This is a genomic window from Mesorhizobium sp. M8A.F.Ca.ET.161.01.1.1 (assembly GCF_004792105.1).
In the GTDB taxonomy this organism is placed as follows: Bacteria; Pseudomonadota; Alphaproteobacteria; order Rhizobiales; family Rhizobiaceae; genus Mesorhizobium.
This window is the reverse complement of the sequence record NZ_SRTD01000010.1, coordinates 107,817-130,530: the sequence shown is the minus strand read 5'-3', so window position 1 is coordinate 130,530 and position 22,714 is coordinate 107,817. Positions and strand designations below refer to the sequence as shown.

Here is a 22,714-nt window from a genome sequence, read left to right as displayed (position 1 = left end):
TCTCAACACCGTCAGCAGCCGCAGTCGCAGGCACAATCGTATCAGGGATACGATAACGCGGTCGAGACCGCGGATCAACAAGAATCGTATCGATGTTACGAAAATGAATGCAGTTCAATGTAAAATGGCACGTGTGGCACTTGGTTGGGGAACAAGAGATTTAGCCCATAACGCGGGCGTATCGCCGGATACCGTCGCCCGCTTTGAACGAGGCGAACAGCTTAAGATTTCTACCGTGGCGTCACTCCGAACAACCCTTGAAGCTGCGGGGATTCAATTCATCCCAGAAAACGGCGGAGGGGCAGGTGTGCGCTTGGCCAAGCGGCCTTGATAACACCGGCTGCACATCGCCTCGACCGATTCCCAACCCGGTACCATCCAAGAGCATTTCTGATTTTCAGCCCTCAGTCTTCGGCTCATCGTCTGTTTCGACGGCTGGCTTGGCGATGCGGGCCTTCACCGCTTCGCCAATAGGCAGAGTCGATCGACCCTGAACTTGATCTGTTGCAAGCGTAGCCCACCCGATGCGCGGCTGCTCAAAGTGGCAGCAACTTCCATCCGACCGCCATCAGTCGCTGTTTTGTCGTCCCGCTCTCCAGGACACAGGATCAGCGACCCAAAGATTGATATCAGATTCCCGCCATCCGGCACCATTTACGCTGATCTTGATCTGAGCTGGGAACGTGCCTTCGGCGATTTTGCGGTACATCGTCGAGCGGGACAGGCCGGTCCGCGCGAGGACGGTCCTGAGGCGAACAATACGATCAGGTTCAGGCATCGCGACTTGCCTTTCGTTGAGAGCATTTGACACCTGCTGGAACAGGCAGGACCACCCAAGGCTCGCGCAATTCGATTTGTCGCCCCATCGACCTGGGGCGTGTGAACGGCGGCAAATCGGAGGGTTTAGATCCCTATGCCGCGCCCTTTGCCAATGCCGTGATTGAACGCAAGTTCTACACCCAGGCGCCGGCCGGATTCGAACTGGATGCCAAGCGCCTTCTTATGATTGGCAAGCAGGGACTCAAGTTGCGGATCGCGTTCAAGGCTCTTGGCCATGTCGGACATGGCCGAGCGCGTTGACTTGTAGCCGGACATGTCGCCCGCCTGGAATTGGTCCTGGCTTGTCCGGTGGAGCTTCTGCCAGCGTTCCACGAAACGATCGGCGCGGCGGATCGGATCGGCTTCCAGCCCGGTGCGGATTTCCGTTTCAAGCTGGAGAGCGAGCACGATGCGGTTGACGCGACCGGCGGCCGCTTCACGAACCAGCTGGGGATTCTTGACATAAGCCGCTTCGGCGTCGCGCCAGCCATGTGGCCGAACCTTCTCGAAAGCATTGCGCGCATCTCTCAATTCGCGCATCTGCTCGGGACTGCCCTGGCCATCCGCGTTTCCAGTGCTGAGGATCGCGTCGAGCGCGCGTACGTGGCGCACAAGCGCCTTCGTGCGAGCGCTACGCAACGCCGCTTCCGAGTCCACCGGCAAATCCGTTCCGCGCCGCATTCCCCTCGCGGAAACTTCTCTTCCGGGCGCGGCGCCGGCCTCGCCGTTTTGCACTCCAACGTCTTCCCTTCCCGGCTTAGGCTTACGGTCATGGCCGGGCTCGGCTTCTGCAGGAGAGCGCAGACCGTCGAGCAACCCACCGATCCTGTCGCGAAGCGTCTCAGGAACGAACCGGCGCACGATCTCGACCACGCGCTGTCGGAAGCTGATGCCGCGCCGCGCCGCATAGGTCTGCGCCGGATCGATCTGCTCGTAATCCGACGCCATGTCCTTCGCGCGGTCTCGTGACAGCGTCCGGACGAGCCGTTCGCGGGTCGTGAAGTCATCGCTGGCGTAATGCAGGTCCATCCTGTCGCGATGCCGCGACAGGGCAACGTAGCTGCTATGGGCATCTATGCCTGGCGTCGCAAGCACATGCGTGCGGTCGACCGTCATGCCCTGTGCCTTGTGAATGGTCGCGGCATAGCCGTGGTCGATGTGGGCATAGTCTTTCAGGTCAAAGCGCACCGACCGGCCATCGTCAGTTCGAACCGTCATGCTCTGCCCGCTGACCTCTTCGATCACGCCGAGCGTGCCGTTCTTGACGCTGAGCGAGCGCTCGTTGCGCAGGAACATGACCCGGTCACCGCTCGCGAAGTTTCTCGCACCGCGTTCCACATCCACGTGGACATCGTCGCCGAGATCTCCAGCAGCACGCATGCGTTCGCGTGCCGCCTCGTTCAGCGCGCGCACTTCGTCGTTCGTGTGAGTGAGAATGATCCGGCTCGCATCAGGATGTGCCTGCCTGTCGCGGTCCCAGTGCTCGACAAGATCATTGCGCGCCTCGTCGCGAGAGGGAGCCTGGTGCACCATGCCTTTCTCGTCATAGGTGCCGATCGCAGCACCGATCCTGCCGGTCGCCAGATCGCGCGTCGCGTCACGCTGCCAGTCCTCGCGCTGCCGGCGCACCTGGCCTATCTCGACGCCGCCGTGGCGTTCGTGGATCGAACGGAACGCAGCGCCCGCCTCGATCGCCTGCAACTGCTGCGGATCGCCGACCAGCACGACCTTCGCGCCCGCATCCGCGGCATGGGAGAGCACGCGCTCCAACTGGCGCGTGCCGACCATGCCCGCTTCGTCGATCACCAGGACATCACGCGCGCTGAGCAGATCGCGGCCCTGCCCCCAACTGTGTTCCATGCCCGCGATGGTTCGAGACGGGATACCTGATCCGCTTTCGAGATTCTCGGCCGCAATGCCGGAGAGTGCGGCACCCCGGACCTCATAGCCAGCGGCTGCCCATGCCTGGCCCGCGACACCCAGCATCGCGCTCTTTCCGGTGCCGGCAAACCCGACAACGACGCCAAGGCCGCGGCCGTCGGTGATGTGATCCAGTGCATCGGCCTGCTCCCCAGAGAGACCAAGGCCACGACGCTTGGTGTCCGCCAACGCCGTCGCACGATCTCGGTCACTAACCGCATGCTGCCGCTCGCCGGCCATGCGTTCTGCCGCGCGATGCAGGCGCTGCTCCGTCTCGATCATCTGCTGCGTGGTGAAGCGATCCTCGCCGCGTCCTTCGTCGCCGAGTTCGACCAGGTCGGGCGCTCTGCTGATCGCTCGCATCACTGCGTCGAACTGCTCCATTCCGTCGCTGTGGCGATGCGCAAATCTCGCTATGTCGTTGCGGGTGAAAGTCGATTGCTGATGCGTGATGGCATCCAGCGCCACGGATGGATCGGCAATGATGCGCGCGCCATTGTTGCGCGCGATCTCGCGATGCAGCTCGGCGCGATCTGCTTCGATGCCGGCAGCGCCGAGGCCGCCGTTCTCAATGCGTTGTGCCGAGGCCCCGATCTGGGTTTGCGGCTCCAGGGCAATGCCCTGCGCTTCCAGGCTGCGATGATCGATGCGGGCGTCGATGTCGAGTTCAGCCAAGCGCTCATTGGCAAGCTCCGCCCATCGCTCGCGCCAGCGCTCGACCAGCTCGGTTTGGTTCCAGTCTCGCACCTTTGCGCCAAAGCCATTCTCGTCCACCGACCGCATTGTGAGCATGACATGGGCATGCGGTTTCGGACTGCCATCCTCCGTCCTGTCCCAATGCACATTGAGGTCGGCGACCATGCCTCGGCCGACGAACTCGGCTTCAACGAAGTCGCGCGCCAGCTCGATGCCTTGCGCTTGGCTCAGTTCGCGCGGGAGGGCGAACTCCACCTCGCGGGCAAGCTGCGCATCCTTCCTGATCTCGAACGCCTCAACGTCATTCCACAGCCGTTCGCGGCCACTCCAGACCTCCGGTGCATTCTCCGGCAGCATCACCTCGGAATGGACAACACCGCGCTTGGCCGAGAAGTCGTGGCTTCGATCAATGCGCTCGTCGCGCAGTCGAGAAGCCGAGCGGTATGCGGCAGACGCCACAGCACTCGATCCTGCCTTGCGGCCAATGACCTTGACATGGAGATGATAGATCGCCATCGCGACTGGATCATTTGCACGTCAAAGCGCACGTCGGCACGACGTATAAGCGCGCCCTCCCTCGAAAAAATCTCGGGATGGACCAGCCCGTCCCGGGCTGTCTCGGCAACTCTGAAGCCTTCCGACCGACGCTCAACTATCATTGCCGCATCAACAATCAATGGAGACAGCCATGCGAAAACCACGAGACTTCGACGCGGAACTGAAGGCCCTGGAAGAAAAAGCGCAAGAGCTTAAAACGCGAAAGGTGCAGCAACTTGGCGAGCTGGTGATCGCCACCGGTGCCGATCAGTTCAATACCGACGAACTGGCCGGCGCACTGGTCGCAATTGCCGAGACGAAAGACACCTCAAAGCGCGAGGCATGGGCCAAGCGCGGAGTGATGTTTTTCGAGAGCCGGTCCCGGCGAACTCCTCCGGCATCTCAGCGCAACCCTCGCAGCGCTCCAACACAACCAGGCAGCGCGCAATCGACGGCAAGCGGCACAAGCTCGCAATGACATGCGCGCCTGGCAAATCGAGCGCCGCAGGCGCACCCGACATCTGATCGAACTCGGCGGGCTCATCGTCAAGGCGGGCATTGTCGAGCTCACCAATGATGATCGCGCCACGATATACGGCGCTCTGCTTTGGATCGCCGCCAAGCTGCAAAGTATTGAAGGCGGGCATGCGCGGAACCTGTGGGCCGGGAAGGGAAAGGAGGCGTTCGATTCGGAACGGCATGAAGACCAAAAGAGGGAGCGAATGTAGCGGTGGTCGGCAAGCGGCGTGCAATGCAAAGCCGTCCATTTGATCACAACGGTCACAACCGCCTCAGTACGAAATGGGTATTTTACACCGACGCACAAACAGGGTGATGAAGGTATGCCACAACCCACCGAGCCTGATTAGCGAACCAGCGTTGGCCGCCTCAACCTGAACTCGCGGCGGCGTTGGCCGTTGACTGATCCAATGCCAGCCGCAATCGCTCCATTTCCGGGCGACTGTGTTCGCGGGCGGCAAGGATCTGGGCTCTTGTCTGCTTGAGCTGCTCAAGACCGAGAACCAAGGCGCCTTGCAGCCGCTTGCGGTCACCGAGAATGTCCTGGTCGATCTGCGCGATATCGCGTGGATCGATCGCTCGTGAGGGATCGAAGACGAAGCGGGCTTCGACGGACTTTCGCCAATTCAACAACTTCTGCGCGGTTTTAGGGCCGAATCCGGGCACGCTGTAAAGCTTGTTTCTCTCGACATCGAGCGCTGTTTCGATGCCATACGACTCCAGGACCTGTTTCTTGCCCGGTCCTATGCTCTCGATCTTTGCCGATGAGATTTCAAAGTTGTCTAGGAACCGGTGCAGTTGCGCCTGACGGCGGTTGCGCTCGAGCTCCGAGATCCTGGCTACCCGTTTGGAAGGTAAGATGTCCCATTCGCGCCTGAGCCCGGCGAGTATCGTTTTTTGCCTGTCGAAAGCATCCGGCCCGGCCCTCTGCATCCACGTTGTTTGCGCGTTTTTCCACTGGGCGGCGGCCTCGGCGGCGACGCGCCGGTATTCCGCAGCCTCACTGTCCCTGTTCAGCAGACCTCTCAGTCCCAGAAAGACTCCCAAGGCGATGCCCAGCACCCAGACCTGCGCCATCATCAAGCCGGCGACGCCGACCACTGCGGCCGCTATTCCTGCCCGGAAGTTGGTGCGGCGCGCGTGCCCCCTGAGCTTCAGGGCGTTGGGATCTGGTGTTAAATTCTTTTCGGGGACGGTCGGCACCGGCCCGGGATGCGGGATGGCGTCCACCTGCCGCTGGAATCCGGCGATATCGAAAAGCGTAGCCCCGCCGGCGGGAACAACCGTTGAGAACAGCGGGACGCCGGTAGCGCCTTCCATTTTGCACCAAGGGCATGGCGATGGGCCAAGTGACCAGTGGCTGGAATTGGAGGAGCACTGCTTGAGGTTCGCTTCTAATTCCGCCAGGGCAGCCACCCATTCCCGGGCCACCGGCCTGCCAGCCGACGTTCCCCTTTGCGAGAAGGCATCCTCAAACATTTTTGCAAGTCGTGGGCCGACGATGGCGAGTTCGGGGGAACTCGGAGGCCTCGCCATTCCGACCGCGGCGGCGTTCGCCCCGTAGGGAAAGCGGTACTCCTCGATCGCCTTCGAAATCGGCATGTCGCCGGTTCCCGCGTAGCGGCCGGCAAAGGGGTGTTTTCCCATGAACAGCAACAGGAACACCATCACGGCCAAACCGAAATTGTCGTGATTGGGCGTCCTCACGATTCCCGAAAACGATCTGCCCTGCAGCTCCGGCGGTGTGAAGGTCTCGATTCCCACCTCGCAAAGATATTGCTGTCCCAGATAGGAGACCTGGAAACTGTCGCAGTCGATCAGGCGCACGGTAGCGTCCTGCGCCACGAGCACACCGCCGTGATTCACATCGCCGATGACGCAGGCGTTGTCGTGAACAGCCGCAAATGCCCGGGCGGTGTTTGCCGCCACACGTGTCAGAAATCGCCAATCAACCCGCTGAAAGTCCGTTCTGCGGCTTTTGGGGCTGTAGAGCTGATGGATGCTCTTGCGACCGCTGATCTTTGGCATGATCAGCCCGATGGGCTTGCTGTCCTTGGAGCAGACCAGCCCCGTCGGCCAGGCCGTCAGCTTTTCGAGCGAATCGGTCTTGATCTTGCCCATGGCCCGGATCTTGTCGATCCTCTGCTGCTCGAGCGGCCGGTGGTAGATTTTGGCGACATGGTTCTTGTGTGCAGCCAGATCGTAGACGGCGCCCTCGCCGCCTTGGCCGACGATCTCGCCAAGTTTGAGGGATTCCCCTCGCAGGGTGAACACCTCGCGGACCTTGGCGTTCATTTTGCGGCCACCATCGCTCCAGCATGCGATCTCGTAGCCAGGATCAACGACTTGTCATCATCGGTCCTCTCGCAGATCTGCGGCGACAACAGATAAGCCTTCAATCCATCCGACAGCGTGGAATCCTCGCCCGCCGCCGCCGATCGTCTGACAGCCGGGAACATCGTATCGAAGAAAGGCTGATGAACGCTGCGCGAAGCCTGGTGCAAGACGAGGTTCTCGATACCGTCCGAGAACAGCGCAACCTCATCAATGCGCCGCGGCGCGAACTCGAATTCGAGGACATCCGCGACATTTGACGACGTGACGAAGTTGGTCGTGTTGGCAAACTCGCCGTGCTGCGGCCAGAACACGTAAGACCATCCGTCTTCACTGCCGTGCGAAACAACCATTGCGCCGTCACCGACCTGAAAGAACACGGTGCTTGTGGGGCCGAGGATGGCAACCAGCAGCGTGCATGCATAATCGCGCACCTCGTGTCCGAGTGCGCGAGCATGAGCGGCGATGCGCTCGGCAATTTCGGTCACCCAGCCCAACGCTTTTGGCCGGTCGATCTGATCGAGCGCCCCGTTCTCTGTGAAGTGCACGAAAATGAGCTCCAGCAGGTTCTGCCCGGCTAGCCAAGACCCAACCTCCGAGTGCGCCGCACTGCCAGCGCCGTCGCAAACAGCGGCCGCCAGGATTGGACCTTCCCTGCCCTCGATCAGGGCATGGACCGAATTATCCTGACAGGGCTTGCCGGCCGTGACATGCGAAGTGCCGATGGCGCTAGCCGACGCTATGCGCCAAGACATCACACCTCGGCCCAACCTGCGGGAGATTGGAGCGCCACGGTCTGTCCGACCTGCGACTGCGAGACGCCCGACAGCGATGCCGAGAGCCATGAGAACAGCTCGCGGAATTTGAGGCCACTTAGCTTCAGCGGCTGGCGCGTGGAGAGCTTGGCAAGGATGTCCATGTTGGCACCCTCGACGCCAACGGCGAAGAACGAAAACGCCTTTGCGGCCTCGCCGGATTTGACCGCGTGTTCGGCAGCAACGATGCTGTCCGTGGGCGCGCCGTCCGTCATCAGAAAGACCCAGGGGCGGTAATAGGAGATGCCGTTCGCGCGGTACTCATCTTTCCGACGTCGCAACATCTCGAGGCCTTGCTCGATCGCCGCACCCATTGGGGTGTCGCCACTGGTCGCCAGCGTGCTGGGCGTGAATAGGTCAGCGGTCTGGAAAGGCGCAACGATGTTCACCGGTCCGAAGGTGACGATGGCGACCTCGACGCGTTTCATCGCCAGGCTGTCGGCCGCGAGCTCGTCCTTGAACGCGACAAGGCCCTGGTTCAGCGCGTCGATCGGCGCTCCGTTCATAGAATAGGACGTGTCGAGCAGAAGGAGGCATGGACAGCGAGGTTCTGGGTTATCCGCGAACTCTGCAGCCCCAAATGGTATCTGATCAAACTGGTTGGACATTTTACTCGCCTTTTCGCCAAGGTATCGCTTCCCGCAAGCCCGGGTCTTCCGGCATTCGGCAGGTAGCGTCCAAAAATTATTGAAACCGGAATTGCAAAGCGCATCGATGCGCTTGCCCGCCCCCAATTTTTAATCCCCTTCCCTATCTACAGATGCTCGCTTTCTGCTGTCAATTGACTTGAGATTTAGCCACCGAAAAGTCGATTCGACTTTCGTGGACTGCTCTGTTTTGTATTGTGCAGGGAGGGTGAAATGGTCAGCCAACAACGGATCGGCTGGGGCATCGCGGTTTTCTGCGCTATCGGGTGGGCCATGTCGAGCATCGACGCCCGATCGCCACCCCCCGCCCCGCCCGCGGTCCCCGCGGCAACCACCACCGCGGCACCTCAGGCACAGCCGAACAACAGCTCGATTGCCTATGCAAAACCCGACACGGTGGCTGCTCAGAAGCCCAACCCCATCACGTTGGTTCGCTGGCTGTACACCACGAAAAACGTCCGTGTCAGGGTCGCGCCGGACACCGGGGCGCGTATCATCACCACGCTTCCGCTGGGCGACCTGGTCCAGACCAATGGTCAACAAGGTGACTGGTACAATGTGACGGTCTCGGCACGGATCGGATGGATCCATGGCGACTACCTCAGCGAGGCGAAGCCGGTCGAGCTGACTTCGACCATACCGGTCGCGCCAGGGGCTGTATCAGATGCCGGCACCGTTTCGGAGCATGCTTCGGGCGATCCTGTCAGAGACCCCGTGGTCGGCAGATGCGACTGCCCATACGACCTGATGCGCAATGGGCGTTTGTGCGGGGGCCGGAGCGCTTACAGCAGGCCAGGCGGCAGAAGCCCGGTGTGCTACTGGTAGGAGGGCTGTGCCGCCAGCAGCGAGCGGTTGATCCACCCGAATGTGACTTCGTCCTTGCTGACCCGGGCCCAGCGACCATTGATTTCGACCACCGTCAGAGCGGTTCCGGCCGGCACCTGCCTCACCACGGTGCCGCCCATGGAAGGATCCGAACGGATATTCGCGGTCCTGGTCACGACTGCCGTTGGGAATTGCTCGCTTTGCGGCTGCTCGACCGCTACCGAGGAACCCAGATCGGTTCCCGATGAAGTGCTTGGCGGTTTCTGAACACCAGCGGAGGTGGGCGAGCTATTGCCAACGGGAGCGTCCTGCTGAACCGGCGCTTTGGCTGCTTCCACAAATGGCGGCAGATTCGAAGGGCTGATGTCGCGTCTTACCGGCGGCAGCAGTTGGATCTGTACTGGTTCCTGGCGGACGGTTCGGGGTGGCGATGTCACGCTTGGCGCAGCGCCGGATTTTGTGTCGGAATTCTGGGCCAGCAAGGCCGCCCCCACACCGACGACGCCTATAGCGAGCAAGGACACTTGCGCCACCCGGCTTCCCCTGGCGGCGTGGTAGATCAGGGTCACGAGTGCTGCGATCAATAAACCCAGAAAAAGAGCTGATTTACCACTGCGCTTGGAAGAATAGGACATGCCCGAACCGGGCAGACCGACCGTGCTCTGAATGCCGCCTCGGCCCATGTTCAGCGTGGAGCCGGGCTTGCCAAAGGAGGCACTACTCAGCCCTTTCCCGGTGACGTTTAGGCGAACGCCGGGAGTGAGCCTCAATGACTTTCTGTATCTAAACCCCACTGCGCCCCCGCGAGTGCTGTGCAGGCTGCACGTTTAACTTTGCTATTCTCGCGAAGCAACTTCCGTCTGCACCGAAGTCGGCGCCGTGCGTCGTGTGATCGTTGCAGGTCACTCCTTCGGAGACCTCATCTAGTTGCCGACGCTTTTAATTCCGGACGCGACAGCCGAATTGTCTGATGATTGGGTTACGCTGCTTAGTAGCGTGCACATAATCTCCTTGCTCCGGAAATTGAATCCTAAACACGACTTTTCATTCACGCATTGTAAAATGCAGTCGGGATACCTGAGTTGTCCCGTCCAATAGCTGGTTCCCGAAACTTCAGTGTTCTTTGCAAACACAAGGTTCGAATAATGGAGATTGCTCTCAACAACCTTCTTCGCAGCCATCAGCGAATCTTCGCTCTTTACAAGAATGGACGCGTCACCCTTCATGAAACACGCTTGGTATTTGGTATTATACGTCACTGCCAAACACGTAAAATCGCGATCGCAGGCGCTCTGGCACTGCTCTGCAGTAACGCCACGGATTGGCATGTTGGGTAGGTCATTTCCAATCGCGTCCCATCCCGATACGACGACAAAGCCGGTGTCAGGATCGGTCGCTGTGGTCATCACCGGGGGCTGCGTGGATACGCCGCCCACTTCCCGATGAGGATCGGTGGCAAAATCCGAAGCTGTAAAAGTGCGGCCATCGAGCCATGCACAATTCGTTGCAAGCTGAATTGCCGTGGCATCTGTCAAACCGGCCTGTGCCAAGGTCTCGCGTGCAGATATTGGCGAGACAGGCTGTGTTTCTGGACCCACCCTGTTTGCCAGTTGAACGTTGACGTCGACGCCATTGACCATACGATGCGAGTAGCACCACGCAGTGTCCCAGGAGCTATCCTTCTCGTCCTTGAAGTGATGGCCTGAAATCAACTCCCATTTGTCTCCCTGGAAGTCGATCGTCTTCGTCGCGAACTTTGTGAAGTCCACGGTGACGACGTCAGGGTCCTTTGAAGGCGTTGGCGGGGTCGGCACTTGCGTGGGCCGTGGAGTAGGTAGTGGGATGGAAGGCTTATCTGCTTTGGTTTCTGCGGGCTGAGCGGGCACTTCTGTGCGAGGAGTGTTCGGTTCTGGGATTGTGGGGCGAGTGTCCCAAAGTCCAAGCTTCAAACCCAAGCCGATTCCAATTGCGGCTACCGCAATTGCACCTCCGGTTGCAATCCGACGCAATGCAGCCGCTCTGGAGATTTTCTCCTGAGCCGCGGCTTCGGCTTGCAGTGTCGGTATAGAAGATCGCTTTACGATTAGACCGACGGCCTGCTCGAGAAGGACGGTGCTATGCCGGACGAGCATTGCCCTGCCCCTTCATCGATAACCTGACCAGATCGGCAACATCTGGCGGCAGCTCCTTATTCAGAGCCGTTCGAAGCACCTCTGGATCATCGGTAAACAGCGGAACATAGAGTATCTCTTTGACGACCTTTTCAATCTCGACGGGGACCTCGACGCGCTTCTCGACTTCCTTCTCGACGACCTTCTCGACCGGCACCTCGATCGTGCGAATGCGGCGCCACCGCCAGCTCAAGAGCATGCGGCGAATGAGCGACGACAGTCGGCTATGGGACTGAACTTCGCCGCGAGCGGCTATTCGTTGAAGAGCGAGCGCCACCATGGCTGTGATCGGCCCGGCGAGCGCCGCGATCACGGCAAGCGAGCTGAACCAAATGACTGAGATCACGCCCGCCTGTTCGGGAGTCACCTGCTCTGGCTTTGCACCGTACCATCTTGCAGCGATGCGCCTGACCTGGTCGGTACGCGCCATTGGAATCCGCTCCTTCTCGAGGGTCACGAGCTCCTTGGCTATTTGATCCTGTCTAACCTGATTTTGCGCGGCCACGGTCGCTTTGTTGGCTTCAGCGCCTTGGGCGGCGGCTAGCCTTTTGCCCGCCTCGTCAAGTCGCTTCTGCCAACTAGCGGCGTCTGCATCGCGTATCTGCTCAAGATTCGATCGCCGATCTGCAAGCTTTTGCCTCTGGTCGGCCGTCATCGGCGGACTGCTTGCGCGTTGTCGATCAAAATCCGATCGAAGTGACGCTATTTCCTGATCCAGCGGATCGATTTGAGCGTCAAACTTGGCGCCGATTTTGGACCTCGGATTTGCCAGCTTGGCGACCTCATCTTCCAACTTACGAGCTGAATCGCTGTCGCCTGAGTCTCGCGCCATCTTGATGCGCTGGACGAAGCTGTCACGCTGGCCTTCAAATTGGGTGACGGCGTCTCTTATCTCAGCATCGCGCTGCTCAATCAGAGAAGATCGAACCGTGTTCTTTTCTTCGATCTGGTCTCGAACACGAGATGCCTCTGGAGTTAGAGCTGTTGCCCCCTGCAGTTCAGCGTCCACCTCTGCAATTTGTGCCTGGAAGCCAGCACGGGACTTTTCGGCAAGGGCGGTCATCTCCTCAAATTCGGCGCGAGCCTGGTCGACCTGATCGGCTTTCCTACCGAGTTCATCTACCGAGGCAAGTTTCGAAGCCTCCTGTTCAAGCGCGTCAATCTTGTTCACCAAATCTTCGTAGCGAAGCTGACGAAGGGCGCCTGCACGCTCCATTCCCATGAAAACGGTCTCGAACGTGATACCTGCGAGGATTAATAGGAAGACGAGCACTATGGGCTTCCAAACCCAAGACACGCTGAAAAGCAGAGTTGCAATTGGGATCTTGGTGAGTTCCGCAATGGCGACCATCAGAAATGGTGCGCTTGCAAGCGTCAGGTCCATCGCAGTGACTGACTCGCTCGCCGCGAAAGCTTGATAGCCAAGAGCCACACCAGTCATAAGACCGATAGTCGCCGCTGCGAGCTCAAGCGCCCATGCCCCCCTATAGGTCCACTGCCCATAGGTAGCGAGCTTTTGACTCATCGTTGTTTGCATATTACGCCCCCGATCCGCCAAACCCACACACACGGATCTGATTGCATTACACCGGAAAGTAACTATGTCCGCAACTGTTCTGAGCCGGTAATCGGCAAATATCCCGGGTCGTAGTTAAGGCCGGGGCGATTTTCATTCCGACTATACCAAGACCAGATGACTCATCGCCAATTCCGCAATATGTCTCGGATCAGTATTGATTGGGCAGATGGGCTCCCTTGCAGCAAAACCAAATATGTTGCCTCCTTATCGTAGCGTGAAACAAAACTAGCACCGTCGCGCTCGTACGCTCCTGGAAGAACCGCCTCGCGCATGTATTTCTGCAGACGCAATTCACGTCGACCACCTCACGCTCATAGATTTTTCAATCCTTCAATTAACGGAGCCGCGAGTTGCCGTATGGGCTTGGCGATGACTGCACGGTTGAAGGAAACGCCTGAGAGTGACGTCTTAGATCGAGATTGAAGTGCTCGCCAACCGGCGACAAATCCTGAGCCGCACAATCATTGTTGTTCGGCAGATTCGACAACAAAATGCAAAACGTGCATGATCTAGCTTGGTGTCGGGGGATACCTTCATGCATTGGCGTTGGATTTCGGGCGCAATATTTGCGGCATTTATCTCGGGCTGCACTACTGACTATTTGAATAATTATGACACCGTGGCGCTCGCAGCCGGCGATTCGAACCACGCCAACCAGCTTTTGCAGGCCGTCGATCCGTTCAATCCGAATAGTCAAAACACGCACATTCAAAGTGACGGGCAACGCGTGGCGGGTGTCGTCCAACGCTTTCGCGGAACAACCTTAGTGCCCCCGGCGCGGAACGGCATTGTTGTCAACGTCGGGAACGACGGTGACCATCCGTGCGATCTAAGGACGCAAGTCGATAGCATAGGGAGAAGTTGCGGCGAACGTTCTGCCGAAGCGAAAGATGGCGGTCGAACCGGGCACGAAGCGGGCAACTAGCCGTATGGCGAAGTCAACTCAATATAAGATGAAGCAGTCGCGCCAGCCTCGCGGTCAACGGCTCTTCCGTGTTCCTATTTGGATAGCCGCAATTTTCGTCGGCCTTGCAGCCGCTGCTAGCTTCGTCAGCGCTGACCGCTTCAATTTGGATAGGGTTCCAATACTCGGCACCATGAACGACCCCGGCCCGATAGCCGGAACCGCATCGGTTGTTGACGGTGACACGATCGAAGTGCACGGCCAACGCATCCGCTTCAACGGGATCGACGCCCCGGAGAGCCGCCAGTATTGCGACGACGCAAAGGGTTTCGAATATCCCTGCGGGCGGCGTTCTGCCGAGGCGCTCGACGGGTTTCTAGCGGCCTCCAGGCCCGTCAAATGCTCATTTGTTACATGGGATCGCTATGGGCGTTATGTTGGCGACTGCCGACGTGCGGACGGAGCAAGCGTAGCCGCCTGGATGGTCGAACACGGCCAAGCGCTCGATTGGCCAAAATACAGCGATGGTGCTTTTTCATCGCAACAGGCGAAGGCAAAGGCGTCGAAAGTCGGCTTGTGGGTAGGATCGTTTCAAACACCTTGGGACTGGCGAGTACAGCAAAGTGGCGATGGGCAAACAACGTCCGCACCGGTCTTCGCGTTCGGCAGCGGCAACGCCGGCTGCAACATCAAGGGTAACATTTCGGTGGACGGCAACCGTATTTATCACGTTCCGGGACAAAAATATTACAGCGTAACCATCATCAACCAAACCAAAGGCGAACGGTGGTTCTGCTCAGAAGCGGACGCCGTGGCGGCTGGCTGGCGACGGTCGAAACGATAACTCAAGGAACATTTATGGTTCATACAACCTGAGCCAAGTCGACTGCGACGGCAACCCTTTATAGATTGATGTTGGACGCTTCGCAGAGACCTAGCTTATGTGGGAGAAGGGAATACACGGCGAGCTCCTCGTCCAACGTCGTATCGGTCACCGTACTGCCTCTTGTGTAAAACATTGCAACGGTCGTTCCACGGAAACTCCGCGCGATCCCGACAAAGTCAGCATAAAAATTGGTCTTACACCCTAACGTTCTTTAGGCAGCCTGCCAGACTTGATTCAATATCCGCGCAGCAAGCGCGGCTTTGTCTTGCGGCAAGAAGCGACCGTAGTGGTGCGCCACCATGTCGGGCGTGTCCTGGATCGCGTAACTTGCCTGCTCATATGAGCCGGTCTGTTTCAGTATGTGCGTTGCCAGCACGTCACGAACATTGTGCGGCCCGTGCGGGAGAAGGCCGACGATCACGCCGCGATGCGTATATGGATTGTAGATGCCATATCGCTGGATGACCTGGCGCCATGCCTCATAGAATGTATTTCGATCGTACGCAGCGTCCTTGCTGGTCGCCTTAACCGTTTTGATGAAGAAGGTGCCGGGGTCTTCTGTTCCTCCAAGCAGCACTCGGCGGTGGCGATCGATATACGCTTCGATGTGTTCGTAAAGACCGCCAAGGTTCGGCAGGACGAGCCGAAATGGCTTGCTCCCGAAAAAGGATGAGTTCGCATTCTTGAAAGCGACTGAAGGAATGAGCACCTCCCAGCCCTGTTCACGTTCGCTCCAGCGGAGTTCACCTCGCTTCATGTCAGCTAGCTGGCGCTCAGACCGCGGCAGTCTCCCACGCTCACTGACCATCAGCTGGCGCAAGTTCTTCTGCCGCAACCCAAGATGCAGCCCGAACCGAAGCATCAGGAACGAGCGCACTGCTTCGGCGGCAGGACGGCGATGAATGCGTTCATCAGGCATGAGCCGAAGAATCTCTTCCGTGATCTTTCGGTACTCGCCGACTGGGCTCTCGGCTTCCAGCACCGGCATGATTGGTTCAAAGGGATCACGGTGCACACGCGCGACGCGCTGGATCTCCTTCACGCGGGAGGAGGCGTGCTTGAAGTAGACATCGCAGGCGTCGTCCCAATCCCCGCAGGCGCGATCAATGTCTGTCTGTGAAACCAGTCCATTAATAGTGCGGATTCTCGACGCCAGATGGGGTTGCTGCCTCAGCCAGCCCGTGTCTTTGCGGGTGAGCGCGAGCGAAATTCGCAACATGTCCACCTCCCAAGCAGTGTAGAACCCGCGCCGCCTCTCGCGCCATTGCACATACCAGTCCCAGACAGAGGGGAAGACGAGCAGGCCAAAAGTTAAATGCTGCGTCGGAACGCCATAGCCACGTACGGGTCCGCGCGGATGCGCGGCCAACGCACCGAACATCAAACCGAGATGCTCAACTTTCTGCGATGCCGTCTCCTCGCCCCAAACACCGTTGCGCTGCAAACCGAACGCAGTGAGCGTCGCTGTCTTGAAGCGGATCAAATCCGCCATTTCCATGCCAAGGACGGGTGGTGCGTCTATGACGCCGGACATCAGGTCGGGGTCTGTGAACTGCGCACCATCATCGTCCTGTTGCTCGCGCTGAAGTCGATAGCCGTCATTTGCAACATCGGACTGACCATAGGTGATACCCGGGAAGCGGATAGCGTAACGCTGTTTCAACGCGGCCGCCTGGAATTTCCGGTAATCAGTCGACCCGCTGATAATCACCCGCCGAACCCACTCCAAGATTTCTTCCTGCTCCTCGGAACGACGCGTGTTGAAGTCGTCGGGCAAGTGCCACGCAAGCCGACGGCGTTCAGCCGAGCCGATATCATCGAGAATGTGGCCGGAGGCGGAGCGCGCCTGAAGCGGGAGTCTCGCTTTAAAATACCCTGCTGAAAGGCGATAACGACGCTCGATCCGAGCTAGTACTTCCATGCTCGCCACGCTGCGCGGCGATTTTGATCCCTGCAGCCAGTGACGAATTGTCGAGCGGTCAAGACTCTCATCGTCTCGGACAACAGCACGATGAAGATGCCAATAGCTGTCGCCATGGCGGCGCATCTGGAAATCCAGCGCCGCCTGGAAGCTCGGATGATCAGATATGTCCTCAAAGAGAGGCTGTGGGAACTCCTCGATAGCACGCGGATTTATCCCGGGCTTCTGCCGGTCTACAGCAGCCTCCTGCTCCAATCGCTCGAGCTTTTTGTAACGACTTGGAGGAGGCACCTTCCCTGCCGGCGGCTGTGGACGTTCCAGCTCATGGCACTGCGGTTTAGTATTGCGAGGGCCCGCGGTGGTCGCGCGCCTCGGTGCAGCTTTCGTATTTCGAGCGATCGCGTCCAATGCTGGTTCGATTGCAGTTCGGGCAGATCGAAGCGCTTCACCGTCGAGGTCGCAAAGAATGCCAATTTCTTGCCAATCATAGCCGCGCAGTTTTCGCGGCGGTGTTTCAGCACAGGAGATGAGGTTGAGCAAAAAGGCCCTGACGCGCGCGCTTTCTTGAGGAGGGAACAGAGGGTCGAGACGGATGCGGCAGTAGTCAGAAATTTTGCGGGATAGCAGTCTGGTCTGCGAAGGTTCAGTCATGCGGGCAAGCGATATGGTTCGTTGGCGACAATGGATGAGGAGTGCGCGCACATACCCGATTCTTGTCGCTTGGGAGGACCAAAGCGCATGTGTCTGGCAGGAATGTTGCAGAGGTTAAAATGAGCTGGAACCTTAACACGCCACGCCGCACCCTCTTCCGAATGAAACCCGCAATGGAAGGCGTGATCAGATCCCGTCGTGGCAGCTATTCATGTTCCGGCCTCGCTCGCGAGCACGCGCAATTCGGCTGGTGCAGCATGGCAGAAAGTTCGAAAAGCTTCCAAGAACCCCAGCCAAACGGAATGATGGCCGGGCAACTTCGCTCCAAGAGGGTCTTTCGTTCTACGATAGCGACTACTTCTGAAAAACATCAAAGGGTTGTCCGAAGACCTTACGAATGCCGCGTCGGCTCCACTGCAGTTCGACAGACTAGGCTTAGGAGGGCGGTTGCGTCGTTGATCATCAAACAATAGAGAGGGGACAAATCCGACAAAGGGACCACCAATGACCGACGAATCCGATACCCGCTCTGCCGAACTGGCTGAGTTAACCGCCGACATTGTCTCCGCATATGTCAGCAACAATCCATTGCCGGTCTCTGGCTTGCCGGAAATGATAGCATCGGTTCATGCTTCGCTGTCCGGACTTGGCACGCCGACCCCGCCTGTCGTTGAGCCGCAAATTCCGGCGGTCAATCCGAAGAGGTCGGTGACACCGGACTTCATTATCTGTCTCGAAGACGGCAAGAAGTTCAAATCCCTGAAGCGGCATCTTAGCACGGATTTCGGCCTGACACCGGACGCCTATCGCACCAAATGGAACTTGCCGCACGACTACCCTATGACAGCTCCGAACTACGCCGCTCAGCGCTCGCAACTGGCGAAGTCCATCGGGCTTGGCCGCAAAGCTGAACCCGTCGCACCAGCCAAGAAGGCACCTGCGAAGCGAAAAGCCAAAGCGTAGTTCGCCACCACCACCTGACGTAACGGAAAGACTCAGCTATGTCTGGAGAGCGGCGGACCTGAAAAGGACCGTCTGGCCGGCGTCATTCGGGCAACCTCCCAGCGAGGGCGCCGGCCTTATTTTCTAGCGGGCGGCAATAGATGATCACGTCAATTGTCGGTCGGTCAATCTGCGGCAGTGCCGGTTCGCGTTCCCTGCGCTCGCCCAGTTCAGCCTTCTTGGCTGGCTCAACTCGCCGACAGGCGTCGCCTCATTCCAATTCGTCGACTCCACGTCAACTCCAAGCACGAGCGGGTCGAGGCGATGATGCCGGAGATCGCATTGGCAGTTGATCCCATTTCTATCCAGGCATATCCCCTGCTTCTACGCCCTCGCTCAGCGGCTTTTATTTACAACGCACATCCCCACTCATGGCCGCGCCACTGCATGACCCAGGGTTTGAGAGCGTGCTTGAGCCTGCTCACATGTTCCCGAGGTCGGACATATGGAGAGCTTGATGGACAACAGGAAGTTTTTGACAGCTGAGGAAGTGTCGGAACGTTATCGCGGCAGCATCTCTCTTGGAACGCTGCGAAATTGGCGAGCCAAGAGGATTGGACCGGCGTACGTCAAGCTTGGCAAAGCCGTGTTGTACCCAATTCAGGAACTCGAGACGTGGGATCAAAAGAATACAGTCGCGTGCCGGGCGTCAAAGCGATTCAGCATGAACGGCGGTGAGTGAGCGTGATTAGTGACGGAGGAGCATCCAATACCGCCCCCAAAAGCCGCTCCTAACGTGCTCGGAGACAAGGATTTTTGCAATATATTTCAATAAGATAGCTTACGGCGACAGGAAGTTCCACAACCACCCTTCCGGCGATCCGACGCCGTCACGCGCCGATATCGAGATGACGAAAGAGATCATCGAAGCGGCCAAGCGGCTGGGCATCTCAGTCCACGACCACATCATCATCGGGCGAAAAGGCTATTCCAGCATGAAGGGCCTGCTGCTGATCTAGACGGCGGGACTGGCGCCAGGCCAAGGGCAAGAGCCGGGATTTTTCAATCAACATAGTCGGCTCTAGAATTGCGACCCCAAAATAAGCTATAATGGGCCAGGTATTTCCCTGGACGGCTTCGCGCCTCTTGGAATGCCTGGAGGAACGGGACATGGCCGTAGCGCTTGTACTCGTTTTGATCGTCGTGGGCTCAGTGTTGTTTCACCTGCTGAGCCCATGGTGGTGGACGCCGATTGCCTCGAACTGGGCCTATATCGACAATACCATCATCATCACCTTCTGGATCACCGGCATCGTGTTTGCCGCAGTGGTTCTATTCATGGCCTATTGCGTCTTCCGTTTCCGTCATCGGGAAGCCAACCGGGCTGCCTACGAACCTGAAAACAAGCGGCTCGAATCGTGGCTGACGATCGTCACCGCGGTCGGGGTCACGGCGTTGCTGGTTCCCGGCCTGTTCGTCTGGAGCCGGTTTGTCAACGTCCCAAGCGACGCAACCGACGTCGAAGTCGTCGGCCAGCAGTGGCAGTGGAGTTTCCGTCTGCCCGGCAAGGACGGCAAGCTTGGCACATCCGACACCCGCGACGTCTCCGCCGACAATCCACTGGGCGTGATCGGCGGCGATCCCAATGGTCAGGACGATGTCGTGGTCGAAGCGGCCGATCTGCATCTGCCGGTCGGCAAGCCGGTCAAGATGCTGCTCCGCTCCATCGACGTGCTTCATGATTTCTATATCCCGGAATTCCGCGCCAAGATGGACATGATCCCGGGCTCGGTCACCTATTTCTGGTTCACTCCGACCAGGACCGGGACCTTTCAGGTCTTGTGCGCCGAACTCTGCGGCCAAGGGCATCCCTTGATGCATGGCGTGGTCGTGGTCGACACGCAGCAGGACTACGTGGCCTGGCTTGGCCAGCAGCAGACTTTCGCGCAGTTGTCGGCGCCGCAGCAAACCGGTTCGGTAGAGCAGGCGCCGGGCAAGACGACGGGTTTGAAAATTGCAGCAAAGCTCGAAACGGCCGGAGCTCGCTGAGAAGGACCGGAGGTGTTCCTATGGTCGACATCACCCCTGCGGACGGCATCCCGCCCGCCGAAGTCGCGGAAGTGGAACTCTATCATCCGCGCAGCTGGTGGACGAAATACGTTTTCTCGCAGGACGCCAAGGTCATCGCGATCCAGTATTCGGCGACAGCAACGGGCATCGGTCTGGTCGCCCTGGTGCTGTCCTGGCTGATGCGGCTGCAGCTCGGCTTCCCCGGCACGTTCGACTTCATCACTCCGGAGGCCTACTACCAGTTCATCACCATGCACGGCATGATCATGGTGATCTACCTGCTTACCGCCCTCTTCCTCGGCGGCTTTGGCAACTACCTGATCCCGTTGATGGTCGGCGCCCGCGACATGGTCTTTCCCTATGTCAACATGCTGAGCTACTGGATCTACCTGCTCGCCGTGCTGGTTCTGGTGTCGGGCTTCTTTGCGCCCGGCGGACCGACGGGGGCCGGCTGGACGCTGTACCCGCCACAAGCCATTTTGAGCGGCACACCGGGTGGCCAGGGCTGGGGCATCATCCTGATGCTCTCGTCGCTGATCCTGTTCATCATCGGCTTCACGATGGGCGGCCTGAACTATGTGGTGACGGTGCTGCAGGGCCGCACGCGCGGAATGACGATGATGCGCCTGCCGCTGACCGTCTGGGGCATCTTCACCGCGACCGTCATGGCGCTGCTTGCCTTTCCGGCGCTGTTCGTCGCCAGCGTGATGATGCTACTCGACCGCGCGCTCGGCACAAGCTTCTTCATGCCGGCGATCTCCGAGATGGGCGAGCAATTGCCGCACAATGGCGGCAGCCCGATCCTGTTCCAGCATCTGTTCTGGTTCTTCGGCCATCCCGAGGTCTACATCGTGGCGCTGCCGGCCTTCGGCATCGTATCCGACCTGATCAGCACCCATGCCCGCAAGAACATCTTCGGCTACCGGATGATGGTCTGGGCCATCGTCGGCATCGGCGCGCTGAGCTTCGTGGTCTGGGCACACCACATGTATGTCAGCGGCATGCACCCCTATTTTGGGTTCTTCTTCGCCACCACGACACTGATCATCGCCATTCCGACGGCCATCAAGGTCTACAATTGGGTGCTGACACTGTGGCGCGGTGACATCCATCTCACCATACCGATGCTGTTTGCCCTGGCCTTCATCGTCACCTTCGTCAACGGCGGGCTGACCGGGCTGTTTCTCGGCAATGTCGTCGTCGATGTCCCACTGTCCGACACCATGTTCGTCGTTGCCCACTTCCATATGGTCATGGGTGTCGCCCCGATCCTCGTGGTTTTTGGCGCGATCTACCATTGGTACCCGAAGGTCACCGGCCGGATGCTCAACGAGATGCTGGGCCGGTTCCATTTCTGGGTCACCTTCCTCGGCGCCTATCTGATCTTCTTTCCCATGCACTATCTCGGCCTGATGGGCGTGCCGCGGCGCTATGCCGAACTGACCGACATGACGATCATGACGGAGTCGGCCCACCACCTGAACTCGTTCATCAGCATCATGGCGTTCATCGTCGGCTTTGCCCAAATGGTGTTCCTGTTCAATCTGATCTGGAGCATCCGCCATGGCCGCGAGGCCGGCGGCAATCCGTGGCGGGCCACGACCCTCGAATGGCAGACGCCGCATACACCGCCGGCCCACGGCAATTTCGGCAAGGATCTGCCGATCGTCTACCGCTGGGCCTATGACTACAGCGTGCCGGGCGCCAAGGAGGACTTCATTCCGCAGAACATGCCGGGCTCCTTCGGCCCCTCGAGGGAACCGGCATGAGCGTCATCCTGGTCTTCCTGCTCGTCATTGCCGGTTTTGCCGGATGGTGGCTTTCACACCAGAGGCTGATGGGCAAGCCATGGCTCGAGCAAGGCCTGGCCAGCGATTTTGTCGCCTTCGACAGGTCGGCGCTGCCCACCGCCAAGATCGGCCTCGGCGTCTTCCTCGCCGTTGTCGGCTGCCTGTTCGCGCTCTTCACCAGCGCCTATTTCATGCGGATGACGGTGTCGGACTGGCAGCCGCTGCCGCTGCCGCGGCTGCTCTGGTTCAACACCGGCGTGCTGATCCTGAGCAGCGTAGCCCTGCAATGCGCCTCGGTGGCGGCGCGCAGGGGCCAAGTCGACATGGTCAGGCTCGGTCTTGTCACCGCCGGGCTCACGGCGCTCGCCTTCCTGATCGGACAGCTCATGGCATGGCGGCAACTGACCGACGACGGCTATCTCCTGAGCTCCAATCCGGCCAACAGCTTTTTCTACCTGATCACCGGCATGCATGGCCTGCACATATTGGGCGGGCTTGTGGGCCTCGGCAGAACCACCGCCGGCGCCTGGAATGGAGCGCGGCCGGAGCGGCTTCGCCTCAGCGTCGAACTGTGCGCCATGTACTGGCATTTCCTGCTCTTCGTCTGGCTCGCCATCTTCGCGCTGCTGGCCGGCTGGGCCGCGACATTCGTCGACATTTGCCAACGATTGCTGACCTGAGAGGATCA

General features: G+C 59.2%; 20 protein-coding genes and 1 pseudogene. 12 read left to right on the top strand and 9 right to left on the bottom strand.

What is annotated here, in order from left to right:
- Positions 1-103: 103 nt before the first annotated feature.
- Complete coding sequence (locus tag EN804_RS38075) at positions 104-331, top strand: helix-turn-helix transcriptional regulator (protein WP_246693470.1); 228 nt, start codon at positions 104-106, stop codon at positions 329-331.
- Between the two features lie 237 nt (positions 332-568).
- Here the strand turns inward: EN804_RS38075 and EN804_RS23155 are convergent, their stop codons facing one another.
- Both EN804_RS23155 and traA read right to left on the bottom strand, forming a co-directional pair.
- Positions 569-778: an AlpA family phage regulatory protein gene (locus EN804_RS23155; RefSeq protein WP_135921467.1), complete on the bottom strand. Its 210-nt coding sequence runs from the start codon at positions 776-778 to the stop codon at positions 569-571.
- Positions 779-903: 125 nt separating this feature from the next.
- Entirely contained in the window at positions 904-3,951 is a 3,048-nt protein-coding gene (gene traA / locus EN804_RS23150) for a Ti-type conjugative transfer relaxase TraA (RefSeq protein ID WP_135921466.1), read from the bottom strand.
- Positions 3,952-4,123: 172 nt separating this feature from the next.
- Here traA and EN804_RS23145 point away from each other — a divergent pair, with 172 nt between their 5' ends.
- Positions 4,124-4,450, top strand: a complete 327-nt coding sequence (locus EN804_RS23145; RefSeq protein WP_135921465.1) for a conjugal transfer protein TraD — start codon at positions 4,124-4,126, stop codon at positions 4,448-4,450.
- Between the two features lies 1 nt (position 4,451).
- On the top strand, positions 4,452-4,700 hold the full coding sequence (locus EN804_RS23140) for a conjugal transfer protein TraD (protein ID WP_135921464.1): 249 nt from the start codon (positions 4,452-4,454) through the stop codon (positions 4,698-4,700).
- Positions 4,701-4,860: 160 nt separating this feature from the next.
- Here EN804_RS23140 and EN804_RS23135 read toward each other — a convergent pair whose 3' ends face one another.
- Genes EN804_RS23135 through EN804_RS23125 form a run of 3 tightly spaced genes read right to left on the bottom strand, consistent with a single transcriptional unit; the run spans position 4,861 to position 8,248 of the window.
- Positions 4,861-6,786 (bottom strand): hypothetical protein, encoded by a 1,926-nt coding sequence (locus tag EN804_RS23135; RefSeq protein WP_135921463.1) that lies wholly within the window; start codon positions 6,784-6,786, stop codon positions 4,861-4,863.
- A complete protein-coding gene (locus EN804_RS23130; RefSeq protein ID WP_210237374.1) occupies positions 6,783-7,580 on the bottom strand; it encodes a PP2C family serine/threonine-protein phosphatase in 798 nt (265 codons plus the stop codon). The genes EN804_RS23135 and EN804_RS23130 overlap by 4 nt, the downstream gene beginning before the upstream one ends.
- Positions 7,580-8,248, bottom strand: coding sequence for a VWA domain-containing protein (locus tag EN804_RS23125; RefSeq protein ID WP_135921462.1), 669 nt, complete (start codon positions 8,246-8,248; stop codon positions 7,580-7,582). Before EN804_RS23125 ends, EN804_RS23130 begins: the two co-directional genes overlap by 1 nt.
- A gap of 252 nt (positions 8,249-8,500) precedes the next feature.
- Here EN804_RS23125 and EN804_RS23120 point away from each other — a divergent pair, with 252 nt between their 5' ends.
- Entirely contained in the window at positions 8,501-9,112 is a 612-nt protein-coding gene (locus EN804_RS23120; protein WP_135921461.1) for an SH3 domain-containing protein, read from the top strand.
- On the opposite strand, the gene EN804_RS37300 is transcribed toward EN804_RS23120, so the two are convergent.
- From EN804_RS37300 to EN804_RS37675, 3 genes are all read right to left on the bottom strand, one after another.
- Positions 9,103-9,747, bottom strand: a complete 645-nt coding sequence (locus tag EN804_RS37300) for an SH3 domain-containing protein (RefSeq protein ID WP_246693469.1) — start codon at positions 9,745-9,747, stop codon at positions 9,103-9,105. The genes EN804_RS23120 and EN804_RS37300 overlap by 10 nt on opposite strands.
- A 288-nt stretch (positions 9,748-10,035) precedes the next feature.
- Positions 10,036-11,244: a PAN domain-containing protein gene (locus EN804_RS23110; RefSeq protein WP_135921460.1), complete on the bottom strand. Its 1,209-nt coding sequence runs from the start codon at positions 11,242-11,244 to the stop codon at positions 10,036-10,038.
- On the bottom strand, positions 11,228-12,808 hold the full coding sequence (locus tag EN804_RS37675; RefSeq protein WP_210237372.1) for a hypothetical protein: 1,581 nt from the start codon (positions 12,806-12,808) through the stop codon (positions 11,228-11,230). Before EN804_RS37675 ends, EN804_RS23110 begins: the two co-directional genes overlap by 17 nt.
- 589 nt (positions 12,809-13,397) lie before the next feature.
- On the opposite strand from EN804_RS37675, the gene EN804_RS23100 reads away from it, so the two are divergent.
- Positions 13,398-13,787, top strand: a complete 390-nt coding sequence (locus EN804_RS23100; RefSeq protein ID WP_135921459.1) for a hypothetical protein — start codon at positions 13,398-13,400, stop codon at positions 13,785-13,787.
- A complete protein-coding gene (locus EN804_RS23095; protein ID WP_246693468.1) occupies positions 13,753-14,610 on the top strand; it encodes a thermonuclease family protein in 858 nt (285 codons plus the stop codon). Before EN804_RS23100 ends, EN804_RS23095 begins: the two co-directional genes overlap by 35 nt.
- A 253-nt stretch (positions 14,611-14,863) precedes the next feature.
- Here EN804_RS23095 and EN804_RS23090 read toward each other — a convergent pair whose 3' ends face one another.
- Positions 14,864-17,224: a hypothetical protein gene (locus EN804_RS23090; RefSeq protein ID WP_135921458.1), complete on the bottom strand. Its 2,361-nt coding sequence runs from the start codon at positions 17,222-17,224 to the stop codon at positions 14,864-14,866.
- Between the two features lie 504 nt (positions 17,225-17,728).
- On the opposite strand from EN804_RS23090, the gene EN804_RS23085 reads away from it, so the two are divergent.
- The 6 genes and pseudogenes from EN804_RS23085 (at position 17,729) to EN804_RS23060 (ending at position 22,706) form a co-directional block, all read left to right on the top strand.
- Complete coding sequence (locus EN804_RS23085) at positions 17,729-18,187, top strand: MucR family transcriptional regulator (RefSeq protein WP_135921457.1); 459 nt, start codon at positions 17,729-17,731, stop codon at positions 18,185-18,187.
- Positions 18,188-18,683: 496 nt separating this feature from the next.
- A complete protein-coding gene (locus tag EN804_RS23080; protein ID WP_135921456.1) occupies positions 18,684-18,908 on the top strand; it encodes a helix-turn-helix domain-containing protein in 225 nt (74 codons plus the stop codon).
- A gap of 118 nt (positions 18,909-19,026) precedes the next feature.
- Positions 19,027-19,185 (top strand): annotated as a pseudogene (locus EN804_RS23075) (JAB domain-containing protein); the annotation flags it as partial.
- 151 nt (positions 19,186-19,336) lie between these two features.
- Positions 19,337-20,215, top strand: coding sequence for a cytochrome c oxidase subunit II (locus tag EN804_RS23070; protein WP_127872643.1), 879 nt, complete (start codon positions 19,337-19,339; stop codon positions 20,213-20,215).
- Positions 20,216-20,235: 20 nt separating this feature from the next.
- Positions 20,236-22,005: a cytochrome c oxidase subunit I gene (ctaD, locus tag EN804_RS23065; RefSeq protein ID WP_127872644.1), complete on the top strand. Its 1,770-nt coding sequence runs from the start codon at positions 20,236-20,238 to the stop codon at positions 22,003-22,005.
- On the top strand, positions 22,002-22,706 hold the full coding sequence (locus EN804_RS23060) for a cytochrome c oxidase subunit 3 (RefSeq protein ID WP_127872645.1): 705 nt from the start codon (positions 22,002-22,004) through the stop codon (positions 22,704-22,706). The genes ctaD and EN804_RS23060 overlap by 4 nt, the downstream gene beginning before the upstream one ends.
- The last annotated feature ends 8 nt before the right edge of the window (positions 22,707-22,714 follow it).

Bases quoted from the DNA above. Each gene is read 5' to 3' on its own strand.
- EN804_RS38075 (WP_246693470.1), top strand. From the start codon at position 104: ATGAATGCAGTTCAATGTAAAATGGCACGTGTGGCACTTGGTTGGGGA.
- EN804_RS23155 (WP_135921467.1), bottom strand. From the start codon at position 778: ATGCCTGAACCTGATCGTATTGTTCGCCTCAGGACCGTCCTCGCGCGG.
- traA (WP_135921466.1), bottom strand. From the start codon at position 3,951: ATGGCGATCTATCATCTCCATGTCAAGGTCATTGGCCGCAAGGCAGGA.
- EN804_RS23145 (WP_135921465.1), top strand. From the start codon at position 4,124: ATGCGAAAACCACGAGACTTCGACGCGGAACTGAAGGCCCTGGAAGAA.
- EN804_RS23140 (WP_135921464.1), top strand. From the start codon at position 4,452: ATGCGCGCCTGGCAAATCGAGCGCCGCAGGCGCACCCGACATCTGATC.
- EN804_RS23135 (WP_135921463.1), bottom strand. From the start codon at position 6,786: ATGAACGCCAAGGTCCGCGAGGTGTTCACCCTGCGAGGGGAATCCCTC.
- EN804_RS23130 (WP_210237374.1), bottom strand. From the start codon at position 7,580: ATGTCTTGGCGCATAGCGTCGGCTAGCGCCATCGGCACTTCGCATGTC.
- EN804_RS23125 (WP_135921462.1), bottom strand. From the start codon at position 8,248: ATGTCCAACCAGTTTGATCAGATACCATTTGGGGCTGCAGAGTTCGCG.
- EN804_RS23120 (WP_135921461.1), top strand. From the start codon at position 8,501: ATGGTCAGCCAACAACGGATCGGCTGGGGCATCGCGGTTTTCTGCGCT.
- EN804_RS37300 (WP_246693469.1), bottom strand. From the start codon at position 9,747: ATGTCCTATTCTTCCAAGCGCAGTGGTAAATCAGCTCTTTTTCTGGGT.
- EN804_RS23110 (WP_135921460.1), bottom strand. From the start codon at position 11,244: ATGCTCGTCCGGCATAGCACCGTCCTTCTCGAGCAGGCCGTCGGTCTA.
- EN804_RS37675 (WP_210237372.1), bottom strand. From the start codon at position 12,808: ATGAGTCAAAAGCTCGCTACCTATGGGCAGTGGACCTATAGGGGGGCA.
- EN804_RS23100 (WP_135921459.1), top strand. From the start codon at position 13,398: ATGCATTGGCGTTGGATTTCGGGCGCAATATTTGCGGCATTTATCTCG.
- EN804_RS23095 (WP_246693468.1), top strand. From the start codon at position 13,753: ATGGCGGTCGAACCGGGCACGAAGCGGGCAACTAGCCGTATGGCGAAG.
- EN804_RS23090 (WP_135921458.1), bottom strand. From the start codon at position 17,224: ATGACTGAACCTTCGCAGACCAGACTGCTATCCCGCAAAATTTCTGAC.
- EN804_RS23085 (WP_135921457.1), top strand. From the start codon at position 17,729: ATGACCGACGAATCCGATACCCGCTCTGCCGAACTGGCTGAGTTAACC.
- EN804_RS23080 (WP_135921456.1), top strand. From the start codon at position 18,684: ATGGACAACAGGAAGTTTTTGACAGCTGAGGAAGTGTCGGAACGTTAT.
- EN804_RS23070 (WP_127872643.1), top strand. From the start codon at position 19,337: ATGGCCGTAGCGCTTGTACTCGTTTTGATCGTCGTGGGCTCAGTGTTG.
- ctaD (WP_127872644.1), top strand. From the start codon at position 20,236: ATGGTCGACATCACCCCTGCGGACGGCATCCCGCCCGCCGAAGTCGCG.
- EN804_RS23060 (WP_127872645.1), top strand. From the start codon at position 22,002: ATGAGCGTCATCCTGGTCTTCCTGCTCGTCATTGCCGGTTTTGCCGGA.